The 23862-nt window shown below is 76.1% G+C and carries 17 protein-coding genes and 1 pseudogene; 10 read left to right on the forward strand and 8 right to left on the reverse strand.

The genetic code is table 11. From position 1 onward, the window contains the following. Window positions 1-52: 52 nt before the first annotated feature. Window positions 53-898 (forward strand): PaaX family transcriptional regulator C-terminal domain-containing protein, encoded by an 846-nt coding sequence (locus ACFVTF_RS29150; RefSeq protein ID WP_387817371.1) that lies wholly within the window; start codon window positions 53-55, stop codon window positions 896-898. Here the strand turns inward: ACFVTF_RS29150 and ACFVTF_RS29155 are convergent. After that, window positions 888-2177, reverse strand: coding sequence for an MFS transporter (locus ACFVTF_RS29155; RefSeq protein ID WP_387817372.1), 1290 nt, complete (start codon window positions 2175-2177; stop codon window positions 888-890). The genes ACFVTF_RS29150 and ACFVTF_RS29155 overlap by 11 nt on opposite strands. Before the next feature lie 54 nt (window positions 2178-2231). Between ACFVTF_RS29155 and ACFVTF_RS29160 the strand changes: the two genes are divergently transcribed. After that, window positions 2232-2975, forward strand: coding sequence for a helix-turn-helix transcriptional regulator (locus ACFVTF_RS29160; protein WP_371522517.1), 744 nt, complete (start codon window positions 2232-2234; stop codon window positions 2973-2975). Between the two features lie 48 nt (window positions 2976-3023). Continuing rightward, window positions 3024-3767, forward strand: coding sequence for an SOS response-associated peptidase (locus ACFVTF_RS29165; protein ID WP_387817373.1), 744 nt, complete (start codon window positions 3024-3026; stop codon window positions 3765-3767). 38 nt (window positions 3768-3805) lie between these two features. On the opposite strand, the gene ACFVTF_RS29170 is transcribed toward ACFVTF_RS29165, so the two are convergent. Next, a complete protein-coding gene (locus tag ACFVTF_RS29170; protein WP_387817374.1) occupies window positions 3806-4366 on the reverse strand; it encodes a putative glycolipid-binding domain-containing protein in 561 nt (186 codons plus the stop codon). Between the two features lie 139 nt (window positions 4367-4505). On the opposite strand from ACFVTF_RS29170, the gene ACFVTF_RS29175 reads away from it, so the two are divergent. Genes ACFVTF_RS29175 through ACFVTF_RS29185 form a run of 3 tightly spaced genes read left to right on the forward strand, consistent with a single transcriptional unit; the run spans window position 4506 to window position 13472 of the window. After that, window positions 4506-11180: a tetratricopeptide repeat protein gene (locus ACFVTF_RS29175; protein ID WP_387817375.1), complete on the forward strand. Its 6675-nt coding sequence runs from the start codon at window positions 4506-4508 to the stop codon at window positions 11178-11180. 4 nt (window positions 11181-11184) lie between these two features. Continuing rightward, window positions 11185-12441 (forward strand): CHAT domain-containing protein, encoded by a 1257-nt coding sequence (locus ACFVTF_RS29180; RefSeq protein WP_371515448.1) that lies wholly within the window; start codon window positions 11185-11187, stop codon window positions 12439-12441. Next, window positions 12438-13472: a hypothetical protein gene (locus tag ACFVTF_RS29185; protein ID WP_387817376.1), complete on the forward strand. Its 1035-nt coding sequence runs from the start codon at window positions 12438-12440 to the stop codon at window positions 13470-13472. The genes ACFVTF_RS29180 and ACFVTF_RS29185 overlap by 4 nt, the downstream gene beginning before the upstream one ends. A gap of 75 nt (window positions 13473-13547) precedes the next feature. Here ACFVTF_RS29185 and ACFVTF_RS29190 read toward each other — a convergent pair whose 3' ends face one another. Then, window positions 13548-14786, reverse strand: coding sequence for a styrene monooxygenase/indole monooxygenase family protein (locus tag ACFVTF_RS29190; protein WP_387817377.1), 1239 nt, complete (start codon window positions 14784-14786; stop codon window positions 13548-13550). A gap of 288 nt (window positions 14787-15074) precedes the next feature. Between ACFVTF_RS29190 and ACFVTF_RS29195 the strand changes: the two genes are divergently transcribed. Continuing rightward, a complete protein-coding gene (locus ACFVTF_RS29195; protein WP_387817378.1) occupies window positions 15075-15434 on the forward strand; it encodes a zinc ribbon domain-containing protein YjdM in 360 nt (119 codons plus the stop codon). 392 nt (window positions 15435-15826) lie between these two features. On the opposite strand, the pseudogene ACFVTF_RS29200 reads toward ACFVTF_RS29195, so the two are convergent. Continuing rightward, window positions 15827-15991 (reverse strand): annotated as a pseudogene (locus ACFVTF_RS29200) (winged helix-turn-helix domain-containing protein); the annotation flags it as partial. Window positions 15992-16084: 93 nt separating this feature from the next. On the opposite strand from ACFVTF_RS29200, the gene ACFVTF_RS29205 reads away from it, so the two are divergent. After that, a complete protein-coding gene (locus ACFVTF_RS29205; RefSeq protein WP_387817379.1) occupies window positions 16085-16927 on the forward strand; it encodes an alpha/beta fold hydrolase in 843 nt (280 codons plus the stop codon). Window positions 16928-17000: 73 nt separating this feature from the next. Here the strand turns inward: ACFVTF_RS29205 and lanL are convergent, their stop codons facing one another. The 3 genes from lanL to ACFVTF_RS29220 all read right to left on the reverse strand — a co-directional run bounded on the left by lanL (window position 17001) and on the right by ACFVTF_RS29220 (window position 20636). Further along, window positions 17001-19544, reverse strand: a complete 2544-nt coding sequence (lanL, locus tag ACFVTF_RS29210; RefSeq protein ID WP_387817380.1) for a class IV lanthionine synthetase LanL — start codon at window positions 19542-19544, stop codon at window positions 17001-17003. Between the two features lie 38 nt (window positions 19545-19582). Further along, the gene (locus ACFVTF_RS29215) at window positions 19583-19750 is read right to left on the reverse strand and encodes an SflA family class IV lanthipeptide (RefSeq protein ID WP_167745841.1); all 168 of its coding nucleotides are present in this window, start codon (window positions 19748-19750) and stop codon (window positions 19583-19585) included. 223 nt (window positions 19751-19973) lie between these two features. Further along, a complete protein-coding gene (locus tag ACFVTF_RS29220) occupies window positions 19974-20636 on the reverse strand; it encodes a helix-turn-helix domain-containing protein (RefSeq protein WP_387817381.1) in 663 nt (220 codons plus the stop codon). Between the two features lie 261 nt (window positions 20637-20897). Here ACFVTF_RS29220 and ACFVTF_RS29225 point away from each other — a divergent pair, with 261 nt between their 5' ends. After that, window positions 20898-21758, forward strand: a complete 861-nt coding sequence (locus tag ACFVTF_RS29225; protein WP_387817382.1) for an NAD(P)H-binding protein — start codon at window positions 20898-20900, stop codon at window positions 21756-21758. Between the two features lie 234 nt (window positions 21759-21992). Further along, window positions 21993-22805 carry a slipin family protein gene (locus ACFVTF_RS29230; protein WP_363633553.1) on the forward strand — a complete coding sequence of 271 codons (813 nt, stop codon included), beginning with the start codon at window positions 21993-21995 and terminating at the stop codon, window positions 22803-22805. A 95-nt stretch (window positions 22806-22900) separates the two neighbouring features. On the opposite strand, the gene ACFVTF_RS29235 is transcribed toward ACFVTF_RS29230, so the two are convergent. Further along, window positions 22901-23518 (reverse strand): TetR/AcrR family transcriptional regulator C-terminal ligand-binding domain-containing protein, encoded by a 618-nt coding sequence (locus ACFVTF_RS29235; protein ID WP_387817383.1) that lies wholly within the window; start codon window positions 23516-23518, stop codon window positions 22901-22903. Window positions 23519-23862 lie beyond the last annotated feature (344 nt).

Here is a 23862-nt window from a genome sequence, read left to right on the forward strand (position 1 = left end):
CTATCGTTCTTAAAACGAACGTATCAGATCTGAACGCATTAGGATGGTCGCCATGGTGGAGATTCCGACCCGGGTGCTGGTCGAGGCGATGGTCCGTACGGACGGCACGGTCGACTGCGGCGACCTGTACACCGTGGCCGGCCTGCTCGGGATGACCGACCAGCAGGTCCGGCTGACCGTCAAGCGCCTCACCGGCGACGGGCGGTTCGTCCAGGAGGGGCGCGGCCGCCGGGCCCTGCTGCGGGCCACCGCCGAGACCCGGCGCTCGATCGACCCCGACGTCGGGTACGTGGCGCTGATGTACGCCCAGGACCGCGGCCGGGCCCCCTGGGACGGCGTCTGGCACCTCGCGGGATTCGCCGTCCCCGAGCACGCCCGGCCCGCCCGCGACGCGCTGCGCGAGGCGATCCTCCGGCTCGGCGGCGCCCCGGTGCAGAACGGCCTCTACGTCTCGCCGCACCCCTGGGAGGAGGACGTCCTCGCCGAGGCCGCCGCCCTGGACGTGCGCGACCACCTCACCCTCCTCACCAGCCGCGACCTGCGCACCGGCGAGACCGACGACCCCCGCGCGCTCGCCCGGCGCTGGTGGCCGCTGGAGCAGGTCGCCGAGGGCCACCAACGGCTCGCCGAGGTCGCGGCCGACCGCCTGGCCCGGCTGGAGAAGGGCCTCACCGGCCCCGAACTGCTCACCGTCGCCCTGGAGTTGGCCGCCGCCTTCACCGAGGCCGTGGAGCCCGACCCGCTGCTGCCGCCGGAGCTCCTGCCCCAGCCCTGGCCCGGCACCGCGGCCCGCGAACTCGTCGCCCGCTGCTGGGCGCTGCTGCTCGCCGACCACGGGCCGGGCACGCCCCGGCTGTTCGACGCCTACGCCGAGGTCGTCGCGGCCGTCACCGCGTAGCCGCCGGACCCGGCTCGGTCGCCTCCGTCACGGCCGCCGCAGCAGGCGCGACGGGCTCCGGCAGGGTGCGGAACAGCAGCCAGCTCAGCACCGGCATCAGCACCAGCGGCAGCAGGGCGGTGCGCAGCGAGGTCGCGTCGGCGAGGCCGCCGATCACCGGGCTCGCCAGGCCGCCGATGCTGACGGTCAGGCCCAGCGTGATCCCGCTGGCGGTGCCGATCCGCGAGGGCAGGTAGTCCTGCCCCAGCGTGACCTGCAACGAGAACGGCACGTACAGGCCCGCCGAGGTCAGCGCCACGAAGACGTACAGCGCCGGGCCCGGCACCAGCACCACGCCCGCCACGGCCACCGCCGCCACCAGGTACGACCAGCGCGCCACCGCGACCCGGCCCCAGCGGTCCGCCAGCGCGCCGCCCAGCACCGAACCCACCGCGCCGCCCGCGTACAGCACCACCAGCGCCGCGGTGCCCGCCGCCGTACCGCCGCCGACCCGCTGGGTGGCGAACAGCGCGAGGAAGGTGCTCAGGCCGGTGAAGGCGATCGAGCGGAACACCACGGCCAGCGACAACCGCACGAACGAGGCCCGGTCGTCGGCCCCGGCCACCGGCGCCGGAGCCGTCCCGGCCGCCCGCCGGCGCTCCAGCTCGCGCAGCACCGGCAGGCACAGGACGGCGCCCGCGATCGCCGGCAGCACCAGCAGCGGGGTCAGCCGCAGGCCGCCGCCCGAGACCACCACGGACACCAGCAGCGGGGCCGCCGCGAAGCCCAGGTTGCCGCCCAGCGAGAACCAGGCCATCCCCCGGTGGCCGTCCCGCGCGGCCAGCCGGGCGACCCGGGCGGACTCCGGGTGGTACGCGGCCACCCCGACCCCGGACAGCGCCACGAAGGCCAGGGTCAGCGGGTACGAGCCGCTCACCCCGCTGAGCGCGATGCCCACACCGCCCACCAGCGTGCTGACCGGCAGCAGCCAGGGCAGCGGGTGGCGGTCGGTGATCGCGCCGAACAGCGGCTGCGCCACCGAGGAGAGCAGGGAGGCGGCGAGCACCACGCCCGAGACGGCGGCGTAGCCGTAGCCGCGCTCGGCCACGAAGAACGGGACCAGGGCGGCCACCGCGCCCTGGTAGACGTCCACGCAGGCGTGTCCGAGGGACAGCAGGGTGATCGAGGAGTCCCGCTTGCCGGGTGTGCTCTTCGGACTGTCAGGCGTACTCGACGCGGTGGGCGTGGTGGGCGTGGTTGACGTAGCGATCGGCAGGTTGTCGCGCGTTGTCTTCGGCATGCCGACATGCTCGGCGCAGCGACACCTGTCGGGCTTCCGATAATCTGCCAGGTGATGCCGAACATCCGCCACGACCCCGTCGCCCCGACCCGCGTCCTGCTGCTGGCCTCCGGCGCCGGGATCGACGCCCACCGCCACGACGACCACCAGATCGCCTACGCGGCCAGCGGCGTGCTCGCCATCACCACCGACGCCGGCTCCTGGGTCGCCCCCGGCACCCGGGCCATCTGGGTCCCGGCCGGCACCGTGCACGCCCACCAGGCCCACGGCGAACTGGACCTCCACCTGGTCGGGCTGCCCGCCACCGAGAACCCGCTCGGCCTGGACCGGCCGACCGTGCTCGCCGTCGGGCCGCTGCTGCGCGAACTGATCGTCGCCTACACCCGCACCCCCGAGGACGACAGCCCCGAACGGGCCCGGCTGCGCGCCGTCCTGCTCGACCAGCTGCGCGCCTCCCCGCAGCAGCCGCTGCACCTGCCCGCCCCCGCCACACCGCTGCTGCGCGCGGTCTGCGACCGGCTCCGCGCCGATCCGGCCGACCAGCGCACCCTCACCGAACTGGGCCGGGCGGTCGGCGCCAGCGACCGCACGCTCTCCCGGCTCTTCCGCGCCGACCTCGGCATGACCTTCCCGCAGTGGCGCACCCAGCTGCGGCTGCACCACGCGCTGGTGCTGCTCGCCGAGGGCCTGCCCGTCACCACGGTCGCGCACCGCTGTGGCTGGTCCTCCGCGAGCGCCTTCATCGATGTCTTCCGCCGCACCTTCGGCCACACCCCGGGCCGCCACCCCGCCTACTGACCGCGCACTGACCGCGCGTTGTCGGCCGCTGGTGGCAGGGTGGGGAGCATGTGCGGTCGTTTCGTCTCCACCACCACGCCCCAGGACCTCGTCGCCCTGCTCGGGGAACTGCGCTGGGATCCGGCCGAGTCGTTCGCCCCCAGCTGGAACGTGGCGCCCACCGACCCGGTGCCCGCCGTCCTGGAACGCCTCGACCGGGAGAGCGGCGAGCTGCTGCGGCAGCTGCGCCCGCTGCGCTGGGGCCTGGTGCCGTCCTGGTCCAAGGACCCCTCCGGCGGCGCCCGCATGATCAACGCCCGCTCGGAGACCGTCCACCTCAAGCCCGCCTTCCGCAAGGCCTTCACCACCCGGCGCTGCGTCATCCCCGCCGACGGCTACTTCGAGTGGCGCGAGGTCCCCGCCGCCGCCGACCGGAAGAAGTACAAGCAGCCGTACTTCCTCAGCACCGGCTCGGTCATGCTGATGGCCGGCCTGTACGAGTTCTGGCGCGACCGCACCCGGCCCGAGGACGACCCGGCGGCCTGGCTCGCCACCGCCACCATCATCACCACCGACGCCACCGACAGCGCCGGGCGCGTCCACGATCGGATGCCGCTCACCATCGCCCCCGCCGACCTGTCCGCCTGGCTCGCCCCCGACCTCACGGACTCCGACGAGCTCCACCACCTGCTGCGCCGCCCCGCCGACGGCGCCCTGCGGGTGCGGGCCGTCTCCCCCACCGTCAACAGCGTCCGCGCCAACGGTCCGGAACTGCTCGACACCGCCCCGGACCCGCTGGGGCTGGCGGACTGACGCCCGCCCGTCCGCCCGTCGGTCCGTCCGTCCGTCCGTCAGACGATCCGGCCGGCCAGCCCGGGGTAGTCGAGGACCAGGCCGTCCCGGTCCAGCACGAGGTCGCTGCGGAAGTCCCCGGAGGCGTAGCGGACGGTGGCCCGCCCGCCGTCCAGGCCGAGGTGGGTGTAGGTCTGGCGGGAGGGGTGCACCGTCAGGTCGGGCACCCGGATCCAGGCCATCAGGAAGTGCCGCTCGCCCGGGCCCCGGTGGAGGCCGTGGCGCAGCACCGGCGGGGTGTTGGTCACCGGGGAGAGCCCGAGGTCGCAGTCCAGCGCGCCGGCCAGGTCGGGCCGTTCCATGCCGTCGACGCTCCAGCGGCCGCCGTCCTGACGCAGTTCCAGCTCGCGGACGCCGTCGGCGCTCTCGGCCCGGACCCTCATCCGCCGGGTGACGAAGCCCTCGCCGGTCTCCAGTTCGTACGTCAGCCAGTACGGCGCGGGCCGCGCGGCGGCGACCCGGCCGCGGGCGTGCAGGGCGGCGGCACCGAGCTCGATCCAGGACGTCTCCAGGCCGCCCGTCTCGGTGACCTGCCAGGTGGGAACGGTGTGCAAGATCATCCGGGTACGCTACCGTCCGGTACCGACAGGGGCGCGCGCCCGGCTCCGGGCGGCCGGCGGGATCCGGTGACACGGCGCCCGCCCGCGACTACGGTGGGCGGGCGGAACCGTACGTGGGGGTGAGGGCGCCGAAGTGTTGATGTCCAGGACGACGCATGTCCGGCCCGAGGGCGGCCTGCCCGACCACGAGGCCTTCGACCAGCGCCGCCGCCCGGCCTCGCCCGCCACCGCCGGGAACCCGCACGCCGAGCAGCGGGCGGCCGTGCTGCCGCCCGAGGCGGCGCGGGCCGCGCTGACCGTCGAGGCGAGCGCCCCCGCGCCCAATCTGCCGCCCCGCGCCGCGGACCGACTCGTCGGCCGCGACGGCGCGTTGCGGGCGATCGCCGAGGCGCTGTCGGACGGCGACGGCAGCGGGCTGGTCACCCAGGCCACCACGCTGCACGGTCTCGGCGGGGTCGGCAAGACCACCGTCGCGCTGCACTACGCCTACGCCGAGGCCGCGCACTACCGGCTGATCTGGTGGATCACCGCCGAGTCCGAGGAGCAGCTCGCCGAGGCCTTCGCCGACCTCGCCGTCCACCTCCACCCCACCTGGGCCCTCACCGCCCCGCCCGGCCAGCAGGTCGAGTGGGCGCTCGCCTGGCTGCGCGCCCACGACCGCTGGCTGCTCGTCTACGACAACGCCGAGGACCCGGTCCACCTCACCCCCTACCTCGGCCGGCTGCTCGGCCGCGGCCACCAGCTGGTCACCAGCCGCCGCGCCGGCGGCTGGCACCCCGGCATCCGCCCGGTGCGGATCGACGTCCTCGACGCCCCCGAGGCCACCCGGCTGCTCTGCGGGGCCGCTCACCCCGGGGCGCGGGCCGAACAGGCCGAGGTGCTCGCCCTGGCCGACGAGCTCGGCCACCTCCCGCTCGCCCTCGCCCAGGCCGGCGCCTACGTGCAGCAGACCGGCACGACCTTCGCCGCCTACCGCGAGCTGCTGCGCACCGGCAGCCCGACCGGCCCCGACGCCGACTCCGGCTCCGGCTCCGATTCCGGTACTGGCTCCGATTCCGGTACTGGCTCCGGCGCGGTGGCCACCGTCTCCCGGCTCTGGCACACCACCCTGCGCACCGTCCAGGCCACCACCCCGTTCGCCGTCGAGCTGCTGCGCACGCTCGCCTGGTACGCCCCCGAGGCGCTGCCGCGCGAAGTCCTGACGCCCTTCGGCGCGCGCCGCCCGGCCGAGGTCGACTCCGCGCTGCGGCTGCTCGCCGACTACAACCTGATCACCCTCGGCGACACCGTCACCGTGCACCGCCTGCTCCAGGGCGTGCTGCGCCGTTCCGACGGCGCCCGCCGGCTGCGCCGGCGCGCCGAACAGCAGCTCGCCGAGGCCGCAGCCCGGCTCTGGCCGACCGCCGGGCCCCGGCTGCGCCGGGCGCTGCTGCCGCACATCCGCGAGCTGGCCGCCGGCGGCCCGTCCGAGCACCCCACCCCGCAGACCGTCGCGCTGTACCGGCTGGCCGCCGGCGAGCTGACCCACCGGGCCCAGCGGGTGTTCGCCATCCCGCTGGTCACCGCGATGGCCGACGGCCAGACCCGCCTGCTGGGCTCCGACCACCCCGACACCCTGGCCACCCGGGGGCGGCTCGCCGAGCTCCACACCCGGGCCGGCGACCCGGCCCTCGCCGTCGCGCTCTGCCGGGCGGTGGTGGCCGACCGCACCCGCCTCCAGGGCCACGACCACCCGGCCACCCTCGCCGACCGCAGCACCCTGGCCCACGCCTACCGCAAGGCGGGTGAACACCGGTGCGCCGTCGAGGAGTTCCGCGCGGTGGTGGCCGACCGGGCGCGGGTGCTCGGCGCCGACAGCCGGGAGACCCTCACCAGCCGGGCGGGCCTGGCCTACGCCCTCCAGGTGGCCGGTCAGCACCAGGCGGCGGTGGCGGAGTTCGAACGGCTGCTGGCCGACGCCGGCCGCGTCCTGGAGGACCCCGACCACCCGGACATCCTGGCCCACCGCAACGGGCTCGCATACGCCCAACTCACCGCCGGTCAGCACCGGTTGGCCATCACCCTGTACGAGCAGGCGGTGGCCGACCGGGCCCGGGTGCTCGGCGCCGACCACCCCGACACCCTCACCAGCCGCGGCTGGCTCGCGGCCGCCCACGTCGTCGCGGGAGACCACCGGGCCGCGGTCGCCGGGTACGAGGCGCTGGTCGCCGACCACGTCCGGGTGCAGGGGCCGGACCATCCGCAGACCCTCTTCGCACGCGGCCGGTTGGCGACGGCCCACTGCGAGGCCGGGCACCCGGCCTCGGCGGTCACCCGGTTCACCGATCTGGTCGGCGACTACACCCGCGTCCTCGGCCCCGACCACCCCCACACCCTGGACGCGCGCAGCGGTCTCGCCCACGCCCACCGCGAGGCGGGCCAACTCCGGGCGGCGGTGGACGAACACCGGGCGCTGGTCCGCGACCGCGCCCGCGTCCAGGGGGCGGACCACCCCGGCACGCTGGAGGAGCGCAGCGACCTCGCCTACGCGCTGCGCGTCGCGGGCCTGACCGGCCGTGAACTGGAAGAGTTCGAAGGCCTGGTGGCCCACCGCGCCCGCGTCCAGGGCCCGGACCACCCGGACACCCTGGACGAACGGTCCAACCTCACCCGCACCCTGCTGCTGGCCGGTCGCCCCCGCGCGGCGCTCGCCGCAAGCCGGCAGCTCCTCGCCGACCGCGAGCGGGTCCACGGCCCCGACCACCACGAGACCTTCGAGGCCCGGCTGAGCCTGGCCCGGGCCTTCGGCGACGCCGGCGACCACCGACACGCGGCGGAGCTGTGCGACCGACTCGTCGCCGACCGGCTGCGGGTGCTCGGCGCCGACCACCCCGCCGTCCTCCACACCCGCGGCTGGCAGGCCTGGCTGCACGGCGCGGCGGAGCACCACCCGCTGGCCGTGGAGCTGCGCGAACGGCTGGTGGCCGACTACGACCGGGTCCACGGCCCCGACCACCCGCAGACCCTCAACGCCCGCACCGGCCTGGCCTACGCCCTCCAGAGCGCGGGCCGGATCCGGGAGGCGCTCGCCGAGCGCGAACGGGTGCTGGCCGACCTGACCCTGGTGCTCGGCGCCGGGCATCCCGCCACCCTCGGCGCCCGCCTCCAGCTGGCGCGGACCCACGACGAGAGCGGCAACCACCCGCGCGCCGTGGAGCTGTACGCGGACCTGGTCGCCGACTGCGTCCGGCTGTACGGCGAGGAGCACCCCCGCACCCTCAGCACCCGGTGGTGGCTCGCCTCCGCGCACGGGGACGCCGGGGAGCACCGGATCGCGGCGCAGCTGTACGAAGCGCTGGCGGCCGACCGCGCCCGGCTCCAGGGCCCCGACCACCCGGACACCCTCAACACCCGCTGGTGGCACGCCGACAGCTGCCGGGAGGCGGGCGACCACCGGCGGGCCGTCACGCTGTCCGAAGCCCTGGTGGCCGACCACGCCCGCGTCCACGGAGCGGAACACCCCGACACCCTGGGCGCCCGTCTGGCGCTGGCGCAGGCGCTCACCGCCGCCGGCCGGCACCGCCGGGCGCTGGAGCTCCACCAGGAGCTCGTCGCGGACCGGGCCCGGCTCCAGGGCCCCGACCACCCGGACACCCTCAACGCCCGCTGGTGGCTGGCACACGACTGCCAGCAGGCCGGCGAGCACCGCCGCGCGGTGGAACTGTACGACGCGCTGGCGGCCGATCGCGGCCGGATCCTGGGCGCCGACCACCCCCAGACCCTCACCGCCCGCTGGTGGCAGGCGAACGGCCACCAGCGGGCCGGCGACCACCGCCGCGCGGTGGAACTCTTCGACGCGCTGGTGGCCGACGACACCCGGATCCGCGGTGCCGACCACTCCGAGACCCTGGCCACGCGCGCCGGACTGGCCTGGGCCACCTCCGCCGCGAACGACCACCGCCGCGCCGTCGCCCGCTACGAGGCCCTGGCGGCCGACCGCACCCGGCTCCACGGCGCCGACCACCCGCTGGCCCTGGACGCCCGCGGATCCCTGGCCTGGGCGCACGCCGAGGCGGGCGACCACCGCCGCGCCGCGGAGCTGCACTCCGCGCTGGTGGCCGACCGCACCCGGCTCCAGGGCCCGGACCACCCCGAGACCCTCGGCACCCGGCGCTCGCAGGCGGCGAGCCACCGCGAGGCCGGCGAACTCGACCGCGCCCTGGAGCTGTACGAGGCACTGGCCGCGGACCTGGCCCGGGTCCTGGGCGCCGACCACCCCACCACCCTGGACACCCGGCTCGGCCTGGCCCGGACCTGCCGCGAGGCGGCCGCGCACGACCGCTCGGTGGACCTGTTCCGGGCCCTGGTCGCCGACTACGAGCGGGCGCTCGGACCAGACCACCCCGACACCCTCGACGCGCGGCTCGGCCTCGCGCGGTCGGTGGTGGCGGCGGGCGACCACCCCGCCGCCGCCGAGCTGTACACGGCGCTGCTGGCCGACCAGGAGCGGGCGCTCGGACCGGACCACCCCGACACGCTCACCACCCGGTGGTGGCAGGCCGCCGCCCACCGCGACGCGGACGACCAGCGCCGCGCGGCCGAGGCCTTCGGCGCCGTCGCCGCCGACCGGGCCCGGGTGCTCGGCGCCGACCACCCCGACACCCTCAACGCCCGCTGGTGGCAGGCCTCCTCCTACCGTGCGGGCTACGACCTCCGACGCGCGCTCGACCTGGCCGTGCCCCTGGTCGCCGACACCGGGCGGGTGCTCGGGCCCGACCACCCCGACGCCCTCGGCGCCCGGTTCCTGCTGGCCTGGACGTACCGGTCGGGCGGCGACCACCGCCCCGCGACGGAACTCGACGAGGCCCTGCTGCGGGACCGGATCCGGCTCCAGGGCCCGGACCACCCCGACACCCTCGCCTGTCGCGGCAGCCTCGCCCAGGACCGTCGGCTCGCGGGCCTCCTGCACCAGGCCGAGGCCGAACGGGAGGCGCTGGCCGCCGACCGTGCGCGCATCCACGGCCCCGACCACCCGGACGCCCTCCACCAGCTCTCCCAACTCGCCGAAGCCGTCCTCGCCACCGGCGAACTCGACCGCGCCGCAGCGCTGTTCACCGAGCTGATCGCGCACCGGACCCGGGTCCAGGGCCCGGACCACCCGGACACCCTCGGCGAGCGCTCCGGCCTGGCCTCCGTCCACGCCCGGGCAGGCCGGCAGCGGCAGGAGATCGTCGAACGGCTGATGCTGCTCGCCGACCACGAGCGCGTCCACGGCCAGGGCCACCCCGACACCCTCGATGCCTGTGCCGACCTCGCCCACGCCCACCGCCGCCGCTGGGAGCACGACCGCGCCGACGCGCTCTACCGCGCCCTGCTGGCCGACCGCACCCGGTTCCTCGGTGCCGAACACCCCGGCTCCCTCGACGCTCTCGACGCCATCGACGACCGGGACAGCATCGCGCTCAACCTCGTCGAGGCCGGCCGGTACGCGGAGGGCGCCGCCTGCTACCGGGAGGCGCTGGCCGCCGCCGAATCGGCCCTCGGCCCGGAACACCTCCTCGCCCACGCCGTGCGGTACGGCCTCGCCCAGGCCCTGGTGCTCGCCGGGGACCACGAGGGCGCGATCGCCGAGCTGTCGCCCCTGACGGCGGACTGGACCCGACCGGCCGGCCCCGCCCTGCCCGGCCTCGTCCGGTCCGGGTGCGTCCTCGCCGTCGCCCGCCACCTCAACGGGGAGCACGACGCGGCGGTGCGCCTGGCCGCCACCCTCGCCGCCCGCGCGGACGACGCCCTCGGCAGCACCGACGACGCCACCCTCAGCGCCCGCGAGGCCCACGCCCTGCTGCTGGCCTGCGGCCCGCGACCGCTGCGCGCCGTCGTCCGGCTGGAGGAACTCGCCGAGGAGTGCGCCGCGAGCCACGGCCCGCGCAACACCCTCACCCTGAGCATCCGCCAGAGCCTCGCCCACGCACGGCTGCGGGCCGGCGACGCCCTCGGGGCGGTGCGGGTGTACGAGGGCATCGTCGCCGACCGGCTCCCGGCCGGGGCACTGCTGACCGGACACCGGCACGCCGACGACGTCGCCGTCAGCCTCGGTACCCTGCGCCCCGGGCTGCTCCCGGTGTTCCCCACCCTGGCCGTCGGCCTGGCCGCCGCGCTCGCCGCGAGCGGGCGCCGGGACGCCGCCCAGGGCCTGCTGACGGCCGTCCACACCGCGCGCCGGACCCTGATGGGCCCCGGCCATCCGCTGGCGGTGGAGAGCCGGACGGCCCTGGCCCGACTCGACGACGGCGCGGCGCAGCCGCCGGCCCCGCTCGACGGCGGCGGGCCGGAGTCGCTGCCGTCCGCCCCCGTCCGCGCGGAGCCGGGGCCGGAGCCGTCCGAGCCGGCCGCGCTGGTCCGGCGCTCGCGCGGGTCACGGCACCGGCCCCCGGCGCCCGCGCCGGGCAGGACGGCCTGGCGGCCCCGGCTCACCCTGCTCGACGAGCCGGCGGTGCGGGCCACCGTGCACCTGGAACTGCGGCTGGAACCCGAGGTGCCGCAGACCGACCCCGGCGAGCTGCCGGGCCTGCGCCTGGTGGCCGTCGCCGCCTCGGACGCCGTGCTCGAACCGCCCGTCGCCGACTACAGCCCCGCCGGGGAGCCCGTCCGCTTCGCGCTGACCCCGTCCGTGCCGGGGCCGCACACCGTCCGGATCACCGTCTACGACCGGGGGCACGGCGCCGTGCTCCAGGACCTGTCCGCCGTCGTCGACGTCCCGCCCGGCCCCGCCGCCCGTATCGCCGACACCGCCGACACCGCCGACACCACCGACATCGCCCAGGACGAGGAGTAATCGCGTGGCCCGGGACCTCCTCGTCGAGATCCGCCAGAACCCCTCCGCCGACTTCACCCGGCTCCCCCGGCAACAGGCTCCGGACGCCCCGCAGGCCAAGGAGCCGGCCCCGCTGGACCTCGTGGTCTCGCTGCGCCGCCACCGCGACGACCTGTTCGTCTCCGCCTTCCGGCCCGGCGAGCGCACGCCCCGGTCCCGCCCCCACCGCGCGGAGCTGAAGGTGTCCGCCCCCGCCCTGCTCGCCCGGGCCTCCCGGCTGCGGACCATCTGGCGCGACCGCCTGGTCCAGTACGACCCCGAGCCGATCGGCGGCTACCCCTTCGCCCAGGCCGTCGACTTCAACCGGCTGGCCGGCGTCGCCGAGCGTCAGGTCGCCGAACTGGCCGAGGAGGGACGGTACTTCCTGGAGGTGATGCTCGACGGTCCGGAGCGCGAGCTCACCGTCTTCCGCGAGTACCTCACCCGGACGCTCACCGAGCACGGCTCACTGCGGATCAGCTTCGACTCCGACCTCCACCTGCCCTGGCCGATGCTCGCCGTCGACGGCGGCCACACCGACCCGTGGGCGGACTTCCTCGGCCACCGCCACCAGGTCGAGCAGACCGGCGCCGGCTACCCGCCGATCCAGCCGCCGTACCCGGCCCGCACCAGGCCCGTCACCAGCCTCAACACCGACGACCAGCTCACCGACGTCGGCCGGGCCCCCGAGGTCCGCAAACTGCTGGAGGACCGCTCCCAGCTGACCGTGCGCACCGAGTCCGAGCCGCTGCTCAAGGCGCTGTCCTCCGCCGTGCTGGACGAGGACGTCATGTACTTCTGGTGCCACGGCCAGTTCGTCGCGAGCGACTCCCCGTACGAGCAGCTCGCCGTCCGGCTCTCCGACGACCGCCAGATCGACGCCGACCTGGTGCGCCGCCACCGCCGCCGGCACGCCGAGGCGCCGGACGCCATGTTCCGGCCGTTCGTGCTGCTGAACGCCTGCCACACCGGGCAGTCCACGGCCGCCGAACTGGAGCACCTCGGCCGGGCGCTGGTCGACCTCGGCGCCAACGGCGTGCTCGGCCCGCAGATCGAGATCCCGCAGGTCTTCGCCGCCGAGTACGCCTTCGCCTTCCTCGACCTCTACCTGACCGGGGAGTTCACGGCGGGCGAGATCACCCAGCAGCTGGTCCGGCGGTTCGCCCGCGAGTACCGCAACCCGCTGGCGCTCACCTACTCCCTGCACTGCGGCCTCGACAGCATCCTGGAGCTGACCCCGTGACGGCGCCCACGCCCATCGCCACCGCCACCGCCACCGTCGACCTGGACGAGGAGGGCCGGCTGCTCGTCCCCGGCACCCGCACGCCGGTGCCCGAGGCCCGGATCGCCCAACACCTCGCCCGGCACCTGCGCATCCCCCCGCGGGCGACCGACGTCTACGTCTACGTCCACGGCTGGCAGACCAGCCCCGCCGCCGCCGACCGCTCGGCCGCCGCCCTGCTCACCGAGGCCGCCGCCCTGCACCGGTCCGCACCGACCGCCTACCCCGGGCTGGCCAAGGGGTTCCGCCCGTGGTGCGTGGTGGTGCGCTGGCCGTCCTCCAGCCTGCCGTCGCCGGCCGGCTACCGCCGGATCCGGGCCCGGGCGCACGCCATGAGCGCCCAGGGGCAGGCCGGGCGCGTCCTGGGCCACCTGCTCGGCTACCTGGACGCCGACCGCGGCGACCCGGCCGCGCCCCGCGTCCTGGCCAACCGCAACGGCCAGTACCTGCACCTGGTCGGCCACTCCTTCGGCGGCCGCTTCCTCTGCGAGGCCGTCCAGTACGCGGCCGACCGGCCCGCCGGGCCACCGGTGCTGGGCTGGAGCCGGCCCGGCGACCCCACCCGGCCGTTCACCGTCGACAGCGCGCTGATCTTCCAGATGGCCGCGCCCCGCGACGCCTTCACCCACCTCTTCCCCCGGCTGTTCCTCGGCCCCGGCCGGCCCGGCGCCCCGCTGCGCGGCCCGCTGGTGCTCACCCACTCCCGCTGGGACCGCGCCACCGGCTTCTGGCACCTGCGCGCCGAGGGCCGCCCGGGCATCGGCCACTCCGGCACCGGCACCGCCCCCGTCCCCCAGTTCAGCACCCGGCTGCGCCCGACCGCCTCCCCCTACCCGCACGCCGAGTTGGACCACCCGATCGTCAACATCGACGCCGCCCGGGTCTACCGCGGCGGCCTGGCCACCCGCCTCAACCCGGCGGGCGCCCACTCCGACTTCCACCACCCCGAATCCGCCCACCTGCTGCTCAGCCTCGCCGCCCACTCCCGCTGACCGGCCGGGCCCGTCGTCCCGCCCGGGCGCCCCGGCCGATCCGCGCCGGCCGCCGCGCAGGTCAGTCCGCGCCGGTCAGTCCTGCGGTGCGAACGACTCCAGGTAGGCGGCCGCCTTCACGGGGTCGAGGAACCACTGCTCCAGATCGGCCGGGTCGTCGAAGGCGTTGGCGAACCGGTCCGCGACGGCCGGGAGTCGGCCGGCGGCGCCGAGCAGCCGCAGGACGTGCTCGGGCGGCGGCGCGAGCATCGCGTTGCTCCAGACGGTGCTGGGGCGCACGGCCTGCCAGAAGCGGTCGAAGGCGGCCCGCATGAAGTCGCGGTCGAACGGCTTGTCGCCGTGCGCGAGGATCGCGGCGAGGTAGCCGGCCGCGCACCTGGCGGCGTTGTTGGAGCCCTGGCCGGTAATCGGGTCGTTGAGGACGACGACGTCCGCGACGCCCAGCGCCGCTCCGCCGCCGGGCAGTTCGCCGACCGGGTGGCGGACGACGGGGGTGAAGCGCCCGGCGAGGGTGGCGCCGGCGTCGGTGAGTTCGATTCCGGCCCGGGCGCGGTCGTACTCCCAAGGAGTGAAGTCCCTCATCAGGTCGAGCGTCACCCGCAGGTGTTCGGCCGGGCCGCGGACCCCGTCGAAGGCGTCCGCCGGGCCGCCCGGGGCGGCCTCCCAGAGCAGGATGTCGCACGGGCCGGCCGCGGTCAGCGCCGGCATGACGAACAGTTCGCCGACGCCGGGCACCACGTTGCAGCGGACGGCGGGGAAGTCGTGCTCGGGGCGCGGGCCGAGCCCGTACACGTAGCTGGCGGCCAGCGCGCGCTGCGGCCGGTCGAACCGGGAGCGCTCGTGGTCGCGCTCGAACATCGCGGCCAGGTCGCCCTTGCCGGCCGCGACCAGGACCAGGTCGTAGGAGCCGGAGAGGTGTTCGAGGTCCCCGACGGTCACCGGGCGGACCACGACCCGGCCGCCCCGCCCGGCGAAGGTCTCCAGCCAGGCGGGCATCTTCAGCCGCTGGTCGACGGACTGCGCGGGCGCGTCCAGGCGCCCGACCCAGTCGATCACCCGCGCGGACTCCGGCCCGGCGACGGAGACTCCGAGGCCCTCGATCCGGGGTGCGGTGTCCGCCCAGAGGTCCAGGCCGAGGTCGCGTTCGGTCCGCAGCGCGGCGTCGAACATGCACTGGGTGGACAGCACCCGCCCGCTCCGGACGGTGTCCGCGTCGCGGTCGGTCATCACCGTCACGTCGTAGCCGTGGGCCTGGAGCCCCAGGGCCAGTTGGAGGCCGGCCTGCCCGGCGCCGACGATCAGAACTCTGCGCATCGTCTCCGCTTTCCTGGTTGTACGTCCTGACCCGGCCTCAACATCCGTACGCCCGTGGGCTGTTGAGCCAGTCGGAGGGTGGTGGGCGCCGGTCGGCCGCCAGTCGCGCTGCCAGTGGCCTGGATACCAGTGATCGGGCGCCCGCGTCCACGGCCCGCGCACGCCCGGCCGGGAACGTCACCGTCCGCGTTCGAACGCCACCGAACAAGCGATTTGAAAAATTCTTCAACTTCATACATGCTGGCGAGCCGCCGACCCCGACCCGACCCGAGAGGACAGCCCGCGCGCATGAGCGACCACCTCCCCCCGTGCCCGTCGTGCTCCAGCGAGTACACCTATGAGATGAACGCCCTCATGGTCTGCCCGGAGTGCGGCCACGAGTGGATGCCCGCGGCAGACGGCGCCGCCGAACCGGCCGGCCCGGGCGAGCGGGTGATCCGGGACGCGGTCGGCAACGTGCTCAGCGACGGCGACACCGTGACCGTCGTCAAGGCGCTCAAGGTCAAGGGCAGCGTTTCCGGCATCAAGGCGGGCACCAAGGTCCGCAACATCCGCCTGGTCGACGGCGTCGACGGCCACGACATCGACTGCCGGATCGAGGGGTTCGGCGCGATGCAGCTCAAGTCGAGCGTGGTCAAGAAGGCCTGACCGGGCCCGCGCCCGGCGCGGAACGGCGGCGCGACGGGGAAGAGGATCGGGCTGAGCAGGTACGGCTCCCGGCCCGGCCCCGGCCCGTTCGCCAGCCGGGGCTCCAGGACGGCACGCAACTCTCCGCTGAACTCCGCGAGTTCCGCCGGGTCGAGCCAGAACGTGCCCTGCCGGTAGGCCACTCCCTGGGCGGCCGGGTCGGCGTCCTCGCGGTCGAGGTAGGCGTTGAACTCGGCGATCAGGACGGCCATCGCGGCGGCGAAGCCCCGCCGGTGGTCCTCCCGCGTCATCGCGGCGGCCGCGGCGGCGTCCACGACCGGGCGGTCCTCACGCAGCCGGTAGTGCCGCTCGACGGCGCCGCGCACCCGGCGCTCCTCGGCGACCTCCAGGAAGCCGGCCTCGGCGAGCAGCGCGACGTGCCGGTACACCGTCACCTTCGACACGCCGGACAGCCGCTCGCACAGCTGCGAGGTGGTGAGCACCTGCCCGCCGGCGAGGGCGTGCACCACGCGCAGGCGCACCGGGTGGAGGAGGAGGTCTACCGCGTCGAGGTCCATTGCCCCACGATTTCACAGTCGCTATCATTATCAAAGATGAAAACAGTGCACCCGGGAGACGACCCGGGTGCCGGTTCCCAGGGGGGAAGCACCATGCGCCGTACGAACGGGCGGACCATCACCGTCAACGGGCGACCGATCTACGTCGAGGAGTCCGGACACGGCACGGACGTCGTGCTCTTCGAGTCGGGCCAGGGCCTCGGCCGCGTCTCCTGGGACCCGGTCCTGCCGCTGCTCGCGGACCGCGCCCGGCTGGTCGCCTACGACCGCGCCGGCTTCGGCCGCAGCGCCCGCACCGACGCCCCGCTCGACCTCGCCGACCTGGCGGACGACCTGGTCGCCCTCGCCGAGGCCGTCGCCCCCGACCGGTTCGTCCTGGTCGCCCACAGCATGGGCGGCCTGGTCGCCCGCCTCGCGTACCAGCGCCTCGCGCCCCGGCTGCGCGGCATCCTGATGGTCGACACCACACCGGAGACCGCGCCCGACTTCGACGCCATCGACCGGATCGCCCGCCGCGTCGACCGCACGCTCGCCATCGCCCAACCCCTGGCCCGCAGCCGCGTCCTGGCCCGTCTGCTCAGCGGCACCGCCCGCCGGACCTTCCCCACCGACACCTACGAGACCATGCTCGCCGAGGACTTCGTCCCGGCCGGCCTCGCCCAGACCCGCCGCGAGTTCCGCGCCGTCGCGGCCGCCGTCCCCCGGCTGCGCGCCGAACCCCCGGCACCCCCCGGCTGCCCGACCGTCCTGCTGTCCGCCGACCGCCCCCGGCGAGGCGGCGAACGCACCCACCCCGCCCTCCAGGAACACCAGCGCCGCTGGACCGAAACCCTCCCCGACGGCCGCTACGAGACCGTCGACGCCGGCCACTTCATCCAGGGCGAGCGGCCGGACGTGGTCGCCGACCGGATCCGCGAACTCCTCGACCGCAGCTGAGCGGTGGGCCACCGGGCCCCGGTCGACCGGATGCCCGCCCCGATCGCCGACCCGATCCCCGCGCCCGACCGGTTCAGGGCAGCGGCAGCAGTCCGGGCACCGGGCCGCCGCGGCGGGACAGTCGGCGCAGGAACGTCAACACTCCGGGTGTCCCGACCGCCCAGGCGCGGGACTCGACGGTCGGGTCGCCGCCGGGGAACACCGGGCGGCCCGCCGGCCCGCCGGCGCGGGTGAGGAGCAGGGACGCCAGCTGCTCCGCCGCGTGCCAGTGGCGGGGGTCGCCGGTGGCCGCGGCGAGGTCCACGAGGAGGTCGCCGACTCCGGCCAGGCCGCAGCAGCGGACCACCAGGGCGGTGCGCGGGGCGAGCGTCCGGCAGGTGTCGGCCGCGTCGGCGGCCAGGGCGAGGAGGGCGTCGTCGCCGTACTGGATCCCGGCCTGGACGAGGACCGTGCCGAGGCCTGCCAGGCCCCGGCACCAGGAGAGGTAGCGGCGGGTCGCCCCCGGCCGCAGGGCGGCCGCGCTGAGGCGGGGGAGGTCGGCGGCGAGTCCGTCGACGATCCGGCGGGCCGTCCGGCGGGACGCCTCGTCGGGCCGGGCGAGGAGGAAGTGGGCGATGCCCGCGCGGCCGTGCGCGAAACCCTCGGCGAGGGCGGCGGTGCCGGGGTTGGGGTCCTCGCCGGGACCGTCGAGGGGCCGGGCGGTCAGTGCCGTGGCGCACGCGGCGGCCGCCGCGAGGTGCCGGTCGGCGTCCCGGCCGAGGGCGGCGAGCAGCAGGTGGGCGGTGCCGATCCCGGCCGCCCCGGCGATCTGGTCGTCCCCGGCGGGCTCGTGGCGGCGGTGGCGCGGCGGCCCAAGGCCGAGCGGGCCCGTGCCGAGGGTGGCGGCGGCCCGGGCGAGGAACAGGTCGGTGCCCGCCCGGCCCTGGTAGAGCGAGCCGTCGAGGCGGTCGAGCGCCGGGTGGGCGGCCGTCCAGTCGGCCAGGGCGGTGGCGGCGGCCCGGGCGTCGGGGCGGTCCGCGTGCTCCAGCAGTTCGAGGCCGAGGCCGGCGGCGCCGTCGTAGAGCGACAGCAGGGTGCGGGGTTCGCCGGCGCGCGGATCGGTGGCGACCAGTTCGCGGGCCATCCGCACGCAGGTGCCGACGGTGTGGTCGACGGCCTCGTCGAGCGGGGCCCGGCGCGGCCCGGCCGAGCTCCGTGCCGGGGGCCGGCCGGGCGGCCTCCCCTCCCGCAGGCCGGCGGCGGCGGCCGAGCGCCCGTCCCGGTCCGGGCTCACCAGGCCCGCGACCAGGGCCACCGCCGCATCCGCCGAGTCGGCAGGGCCGGGGAGGGCCGCGCGCAGACAGGCCAGGGTGCGGTCGCGGTTGGTCGCCGGGTCGGGGTCGATCACCACCGGGTCGAGGCCGGTGAGGGCGTGGTGGAGCGTGGTGCCCAGCGCGTAGTAGTCCTCGGTGGGGTCGGTGCCGGTGGCGCCGGGCAACCCGTAGCCCGCCGTGGCCCCGGGCGGGCGGGCGCCGTCGAGGGCGCTGACGCCGAAGTCGACCAGCGAGCAGCGGCCGGCGGCGTCGAGCACCACGTTCGCGGGCTTCAGGTCGCAGACCACCACGCCGCGCGCGTGCACCGCGTCCAGGATCCGCAGCAGTCCGCGCGCCAGGCCCCACCAGTCGCGCCCCACGGCGCCCGGCCGCAGGTCGTACGGGCCCGCGGCGAGGACGTCACGCCGCAGGTCGCGCGGCCCGCACGCACCGCTGACCAGGTACTCGTCGGCGCCGTGCCGGAAGTAGTCGACCAGCGGCGGCACCCCGGGCACCCCGGCCAGGGCGGTGAGCACCCGGCGTTCGTGCCGGAGCCGGCCGCGCGCGTCGGTGCCCGCGCCGTCCTCGCCGACGTGGGCGCGGGCCTGTTTGACCACCACCTCGCGCCCGGTGGCGAGTTCGACCGCGCGGTAGACGTGGCCGTTCGGCGAGCGGGTGATCCCGGCGGTGATCCGGTACCGGCCCTCGCCGACCCGGGTGGTCGGCGGCCGGGCGGCGGCCTCGACGGGCGCGAACGGGTCGCTCGCCCAGGGCGGTTGGCGGTAGCGGGCCTCGGCCAGGCCGGGGAAGACCGACCCGTCCGGGCCGGTCATGCCGTGGTCGGCGCCGTCGTCCGTGACCCGGAACAGGCCGTAGCGGTAGTAGACCGGCGCGTCCGGCCGGAGCCGGCGGTCGCTCAGCACCCGGGGCCCGGCCCAGCCGGCCAGCACCCGGGCCAACTCCGTTCCCAGCGCGACGAGGTCCGCCTCGTCCGGGTAGACCGTGACGGCCTTGCCCACGGCCGCGGGGCCGCGCAGCCCGCTGTTGAGCTCCCGCAGCACGGCCGCGCCCGCCGCGAACTTCGCGTCGCAGGTGCGGCGCAGCAGGATCGGGACCACCGCGTCCAGCAGCTGCGGGAGTTGGCCCTGCCGGGCGGACAGGTGGAGCTTCCAGCCGTGGGCCCGCGCCGGCATCCGGGGGTCCTGGAGGTACCACCACTGCCCGTCGGTGTGCAGCGGGCGGCGCGGGCCGGGCGCGGCGGCGGCCAGGTCGGCGACCCGGCGCCGCAGTGCCTCGGCGGAGCCGGGGTCGGGTGGTGTGCTCATCGCTCCGCCCCTCCCCCGGTCCGCTTCCTCGGTACGGGTCAGCAGTCCACGGCGCAGTCGAAGCGCGTCGGAACGTAGGTGACCCACGGGTCGGCGAGACACGCGACCGGGGCGAGGTCCGCGTCGTGCTCGTCCTCGAAGACGATGGCGTCCTCGTCGATGTCCAGCAGGCCTGCGTCGCGGATCTCGGTCACCACTGCGCTCATGGGTGGTTCCTCCCTCGGGGGTCGGACCTGCTCTCTCGGGTCACGCCGGGCGTGCGGGACACCTGGGCACGCTGATCCGACGTGACCCACAAGAGGGGGCCTGGGCCGGTGTTCCTTGCGGTTGGCGCCTCATGCTAGCCACGCCGACCGGTCCGCGACAGGGGTACGACACCGCCGACTCGGCCGCTCGGCACCGCGATTCCCGGCGACCGGAACGGACCGTTCAGTCGCTCACCAGGCGGCGGCCGGTGATCTCGTCCGGGCTGATCCGGATCCAGCGGGTCCGGTCGCCGCCGGCCCAGGGGATGGCGCCGGGGAGGCCGGCCAGGTGGTGCACGGCGGCGGGGTCGTGCACGTGGTGGGCGGTGCCGAGGAGGAGGACGCTCCAACCCCGGCCGAGGTACTCGTCGATGTGGTCGATCTGGAAGGAGAGCGAGGTGCCCTCGGGCGGGGCGCCGCGCTCGGTGGTGCGGTAGGCGACGGTGCGGTCGTCGACGACGTAGTTGACGGGGACGACGACCGGGCCCGGCTGGAGCGGCAGCGCGATGCGGCCGACGCCGTGGGTGCCGATCAGCTCCCAGCACTCGGGTTCGGTGAGGCCGAGCAGCCGCGGGTGCGGGCCGGGGCCGCCCTGGCCGGGCGGGGCGTCGGCGCGGCCTTCGAGCAGTTCGCCGCGGCTGAGGCCGAGTGCGGCGGCGATCCGGACGAAGCCGCCGGGGTCGAAGGCCGGTCCGGCTTCGAGCAGGTAGTGCAGGTAGCGGGGGGCCATGGCCGCCTGGTGGGCGAGGTCGTCCTCGCTGAGGCCGAGTTGTTCGCGCCGCTCGGCGATCCGGCCGGCCACGGCGGCGGATTCGGCCCGGTCGACGGCGTCAGGGGTGTCGTTCACGGTGGTGGCTCCTCGGCTTGCCGGCGGGTGCCCGGGGTCGTGTCCCGGGTCGTGTCCGGGCGGTGACCAGGCCGGATCCATCCAAGCGCCCGGCATGCGCCAAGTCGAGGAACGGCGGGGCGCCGTGCGTGTCGGCGCGGGCGGGCCTGCCTGGCCGGGCCCGGGCCCGGCGGGCCCGACCTTGATCGGCTCCGCCCCGCCTGCGATCATCGCGCTGACGTCGAATCAGGTCGGCGTCGACTACGGGGAGGAGTGCCATCCGTGATCGTCGTGACGGGTGCCACCGGTACGGTCGGGTCCAAGGTGGTCGTGGGGCTGCGCGAGCGCGGCGAGGCGGTGCGGGCGCTGGTGCGCGCCGGTTCGCCGGGCCCGGCCGAGTGGGACGACGCGGTCGAGCGGGTGGCCGCCGACTTCGCGGATCCGGCTTCGCTGGACGCGGCCCTGGCCGGGGCCGACGTCGTCTACCTCCTGGTGGCCGTCCACCCCGAGATGGCCGCCCACGAGCGGAACGTGATCGACGCGGCCGTGCGCACCGGCCGGCGGCCGCGGATCGTGCTGCACGCGGCGGCGGGCGTCGAGCAGCGGCCGGAGGGCGTCCGCTTCGTCGGCGCGCACGTCAGCGGCCTGGACCACCTGCGGGCCTCCGGGCTGCCGTGGACGGTCGTGGCGCCGAACGGCTTCCACCAGAACGTCCTGGGCATGGCCGCGGGCGTCCGGGCCGGCACCCTCGCGGCGCCGGGCGGCGAGGGCGCGGTATCGTACGTGGACGCCCGGGACGTGGCGGCGGCCGCCGTCGAGGTGCTGGCGACCGGGGGCCACGAGGGCGCGGTCTACACCCTGACCGGCCCGGAGGCGCTGTCGCACGACGCCTTGGCCGAACAGCTCGCCGCCGTCGTCGGCCGCCCGGTCGCGTACACCGCGCTGGCGCCCGAGGCGGCCCTGGCCGGGATGCTCGACGCGGGCTGGGACCGGTGGCGCGCCGAGGGCATGGTCGAGCTGTACGGGCTGTACGCCGCCGGGTACGCCGCCGCCGTCAGCTCCGACGTGGAGAAGCTCACCGGCCGCCCGGCGCGCTCCTTCGCCGAGTTCGCCGCCGAGCACGCGGCCGCCTTCGCCGGTTAGGCAGGCGGGTTCCAGGACGCCCGTGGTGCGCGCCACGGGCGTCGGTCCGCCGCCGCCGGGGTGGCGCGGTCGCGACGGAGCGGCGGAGCGGACGGTCCGTCAGGATCCCCGGTGCACGCGGCTGTCGATCCCCGCGGCCGGGGCGCATACTGTCCTGCGCGGCTCGCACCCGCGCGACAGGGCCCGTTCCGGACCCGGCCCGGGCTGCGCCGCCACGGGGAAGGTCGGACGAACGTGGCAATTGTCGTTCTCGTCGTCGTGCTGGCGCTGTTCTGGCTGATCACCGGCGTGCGGGTGGTGCAGCAGTACGAGCGCGGCGTGGTGTTCCGGCTCGGCCGGGTGCGCGAGCAGGTCCGCCAGCCGGGCCTCACCCTGCTGGTGCCGGTGGTCGACCGGATGCGCAAGGTCAACGTCCAGGTCGTCACCATGCCGGTGCCCGCCCAGGAGGGCATCACCAAGGACAACGTCTCCGTCAGCGTCGACGCCGTGCTGTACTTCCGCGTCGTCGAGCCGGTCAAGGCCACGGTGGACGTCCAGAACTACTCCTTCGCGATGCTCCAGGTCGCCCAGACCTCGCTGCGCTCGATCATCGGCAAGAGCGAGCTGGACGACCTGCTCTCCGGCCGGGAGAACCTGCACCAGGGGCTGGAGGTCATGCTGGAGAGCCCGGCCACCGGGTGGGGCGTGCACATCGACCGGGTGGAGATCAAGGACGTCAGCCTGCCCGACTCGATGAAGCGCTCGATGGCCCGCCAGGCGGAGGCCGACCGCGAGCGCCGGGCCCGGATCATCACCGCGGACGGCGAGTTCCAGGCCGCCGCCAAGCTCGCCGAGGCCGCCGTCACGATGTCCGAGACCCCGGCGGCGATGCAGCTGCGGCTGCTGCAGACGGTGGTGGAGGTCGCGGCGGAGAAGAACTCGACGCTGGTGCTGCCGTTCCCGGTGGAGCTGCTGCGCTTCTTCGAGGCCTCCGCCGCCCGGGCCGCCGAGGCGGGCTCCGGGCCGGCGCCCGCCGTCCCGGCCCAGGCTCCGTCCGACGCGGGCTGACGGCCCGCCCGCACGACCACGGCCGGTCCGGGGTCCGCCCCCGACCGGCCGTCGGCCGTCAGCGATCGGCCGTCAGCCGTCGGCCTGACCGTCCGTCACTGGCGGACGATCGGCAGCAGCACCTCGTCGACGATCTCCGCCGGGTCGAGCTGCGCCGGCGCGCCGCCGCACATCTTGACCCGGTACAGCATCAGCGCCGGGACGACGTCGATGACCAGCGGGGTGACGGACCCCGGCCGGACCTCGCCCCGGCTGGCACCGCGGGCGAGCACCTCGACGATCAGCGTGGCGGTGGGCTCCACCACCCGTTCCAGCACGATCGCCAGGAAGGTGTGGGCCCGCTGCCGGTCCAGCTCGCCCATGATGGCCCGCACGGCGGCCCCGGATTCGCTCAGCATCGCCGCCCGCAGCCTGGTCACCACCTCCAGCAGGTCCCCGCGCAGGCCGCCGGTGTCGGGCGGCGGGCCGGCCGGGGGCAGGGAGGCGCGCAGCGCGTCCTTGACCAGTTCCTCCTTGGAGGGCCAGCGCCGGTAGAGCGCGGCCTTGCCGGTCTGCGCGGCGGCGGCGACGCCCTCCATGGTGAGCCGGGCGTAGCCGTCGGCGGTGAGCTGCTGGAGGGCGGCCTCGAAGATGGCGTTCTCCAGCGCCTCGCCGCGCCTCCGGAGCGGGGCGCCCGTCGCCGGTCCGCGCGCGACTGCGGGTTCAGCGGGCATGGCTGCGCACCTTCTTCGGTTCCACCTCTCGACACGACCGTTCACCGGCTGTCCGTAATGAACGGATGTGTTCCCTATATCCAGGGCCACTGTCGATGTTAGTGAACGAACCCGTCGCGTCCCAATCGCTCGCCCCCCGGCCGTCGCGGACCGCGCCGGCGCCGTCTGACCGGCCTGCCATGGCTCCCCCTCCCCTCGCCCGCGCGACGCGGCCGCCCGCCGGACGCGCCGCCCGCCGGAGCGCGATCGCGTCCGGGCCGCAGGCCCTCGATACGTGGGGCCGCCGTCAGGACACCGTCAGTGACGACGCCCGCACAGTCAAGGGGGCGTCAGGATCACCCGCC

Origin of the sequence: Kitasatospora sp. NPDC057940 (assembly GCF_042887425.1) — a bacterium.
Classification (GTDB): Bacteria; Actinomycetota; Actinomycetes; order Streptomycetales; family Streptomycetaceae; genus Kitasatospora.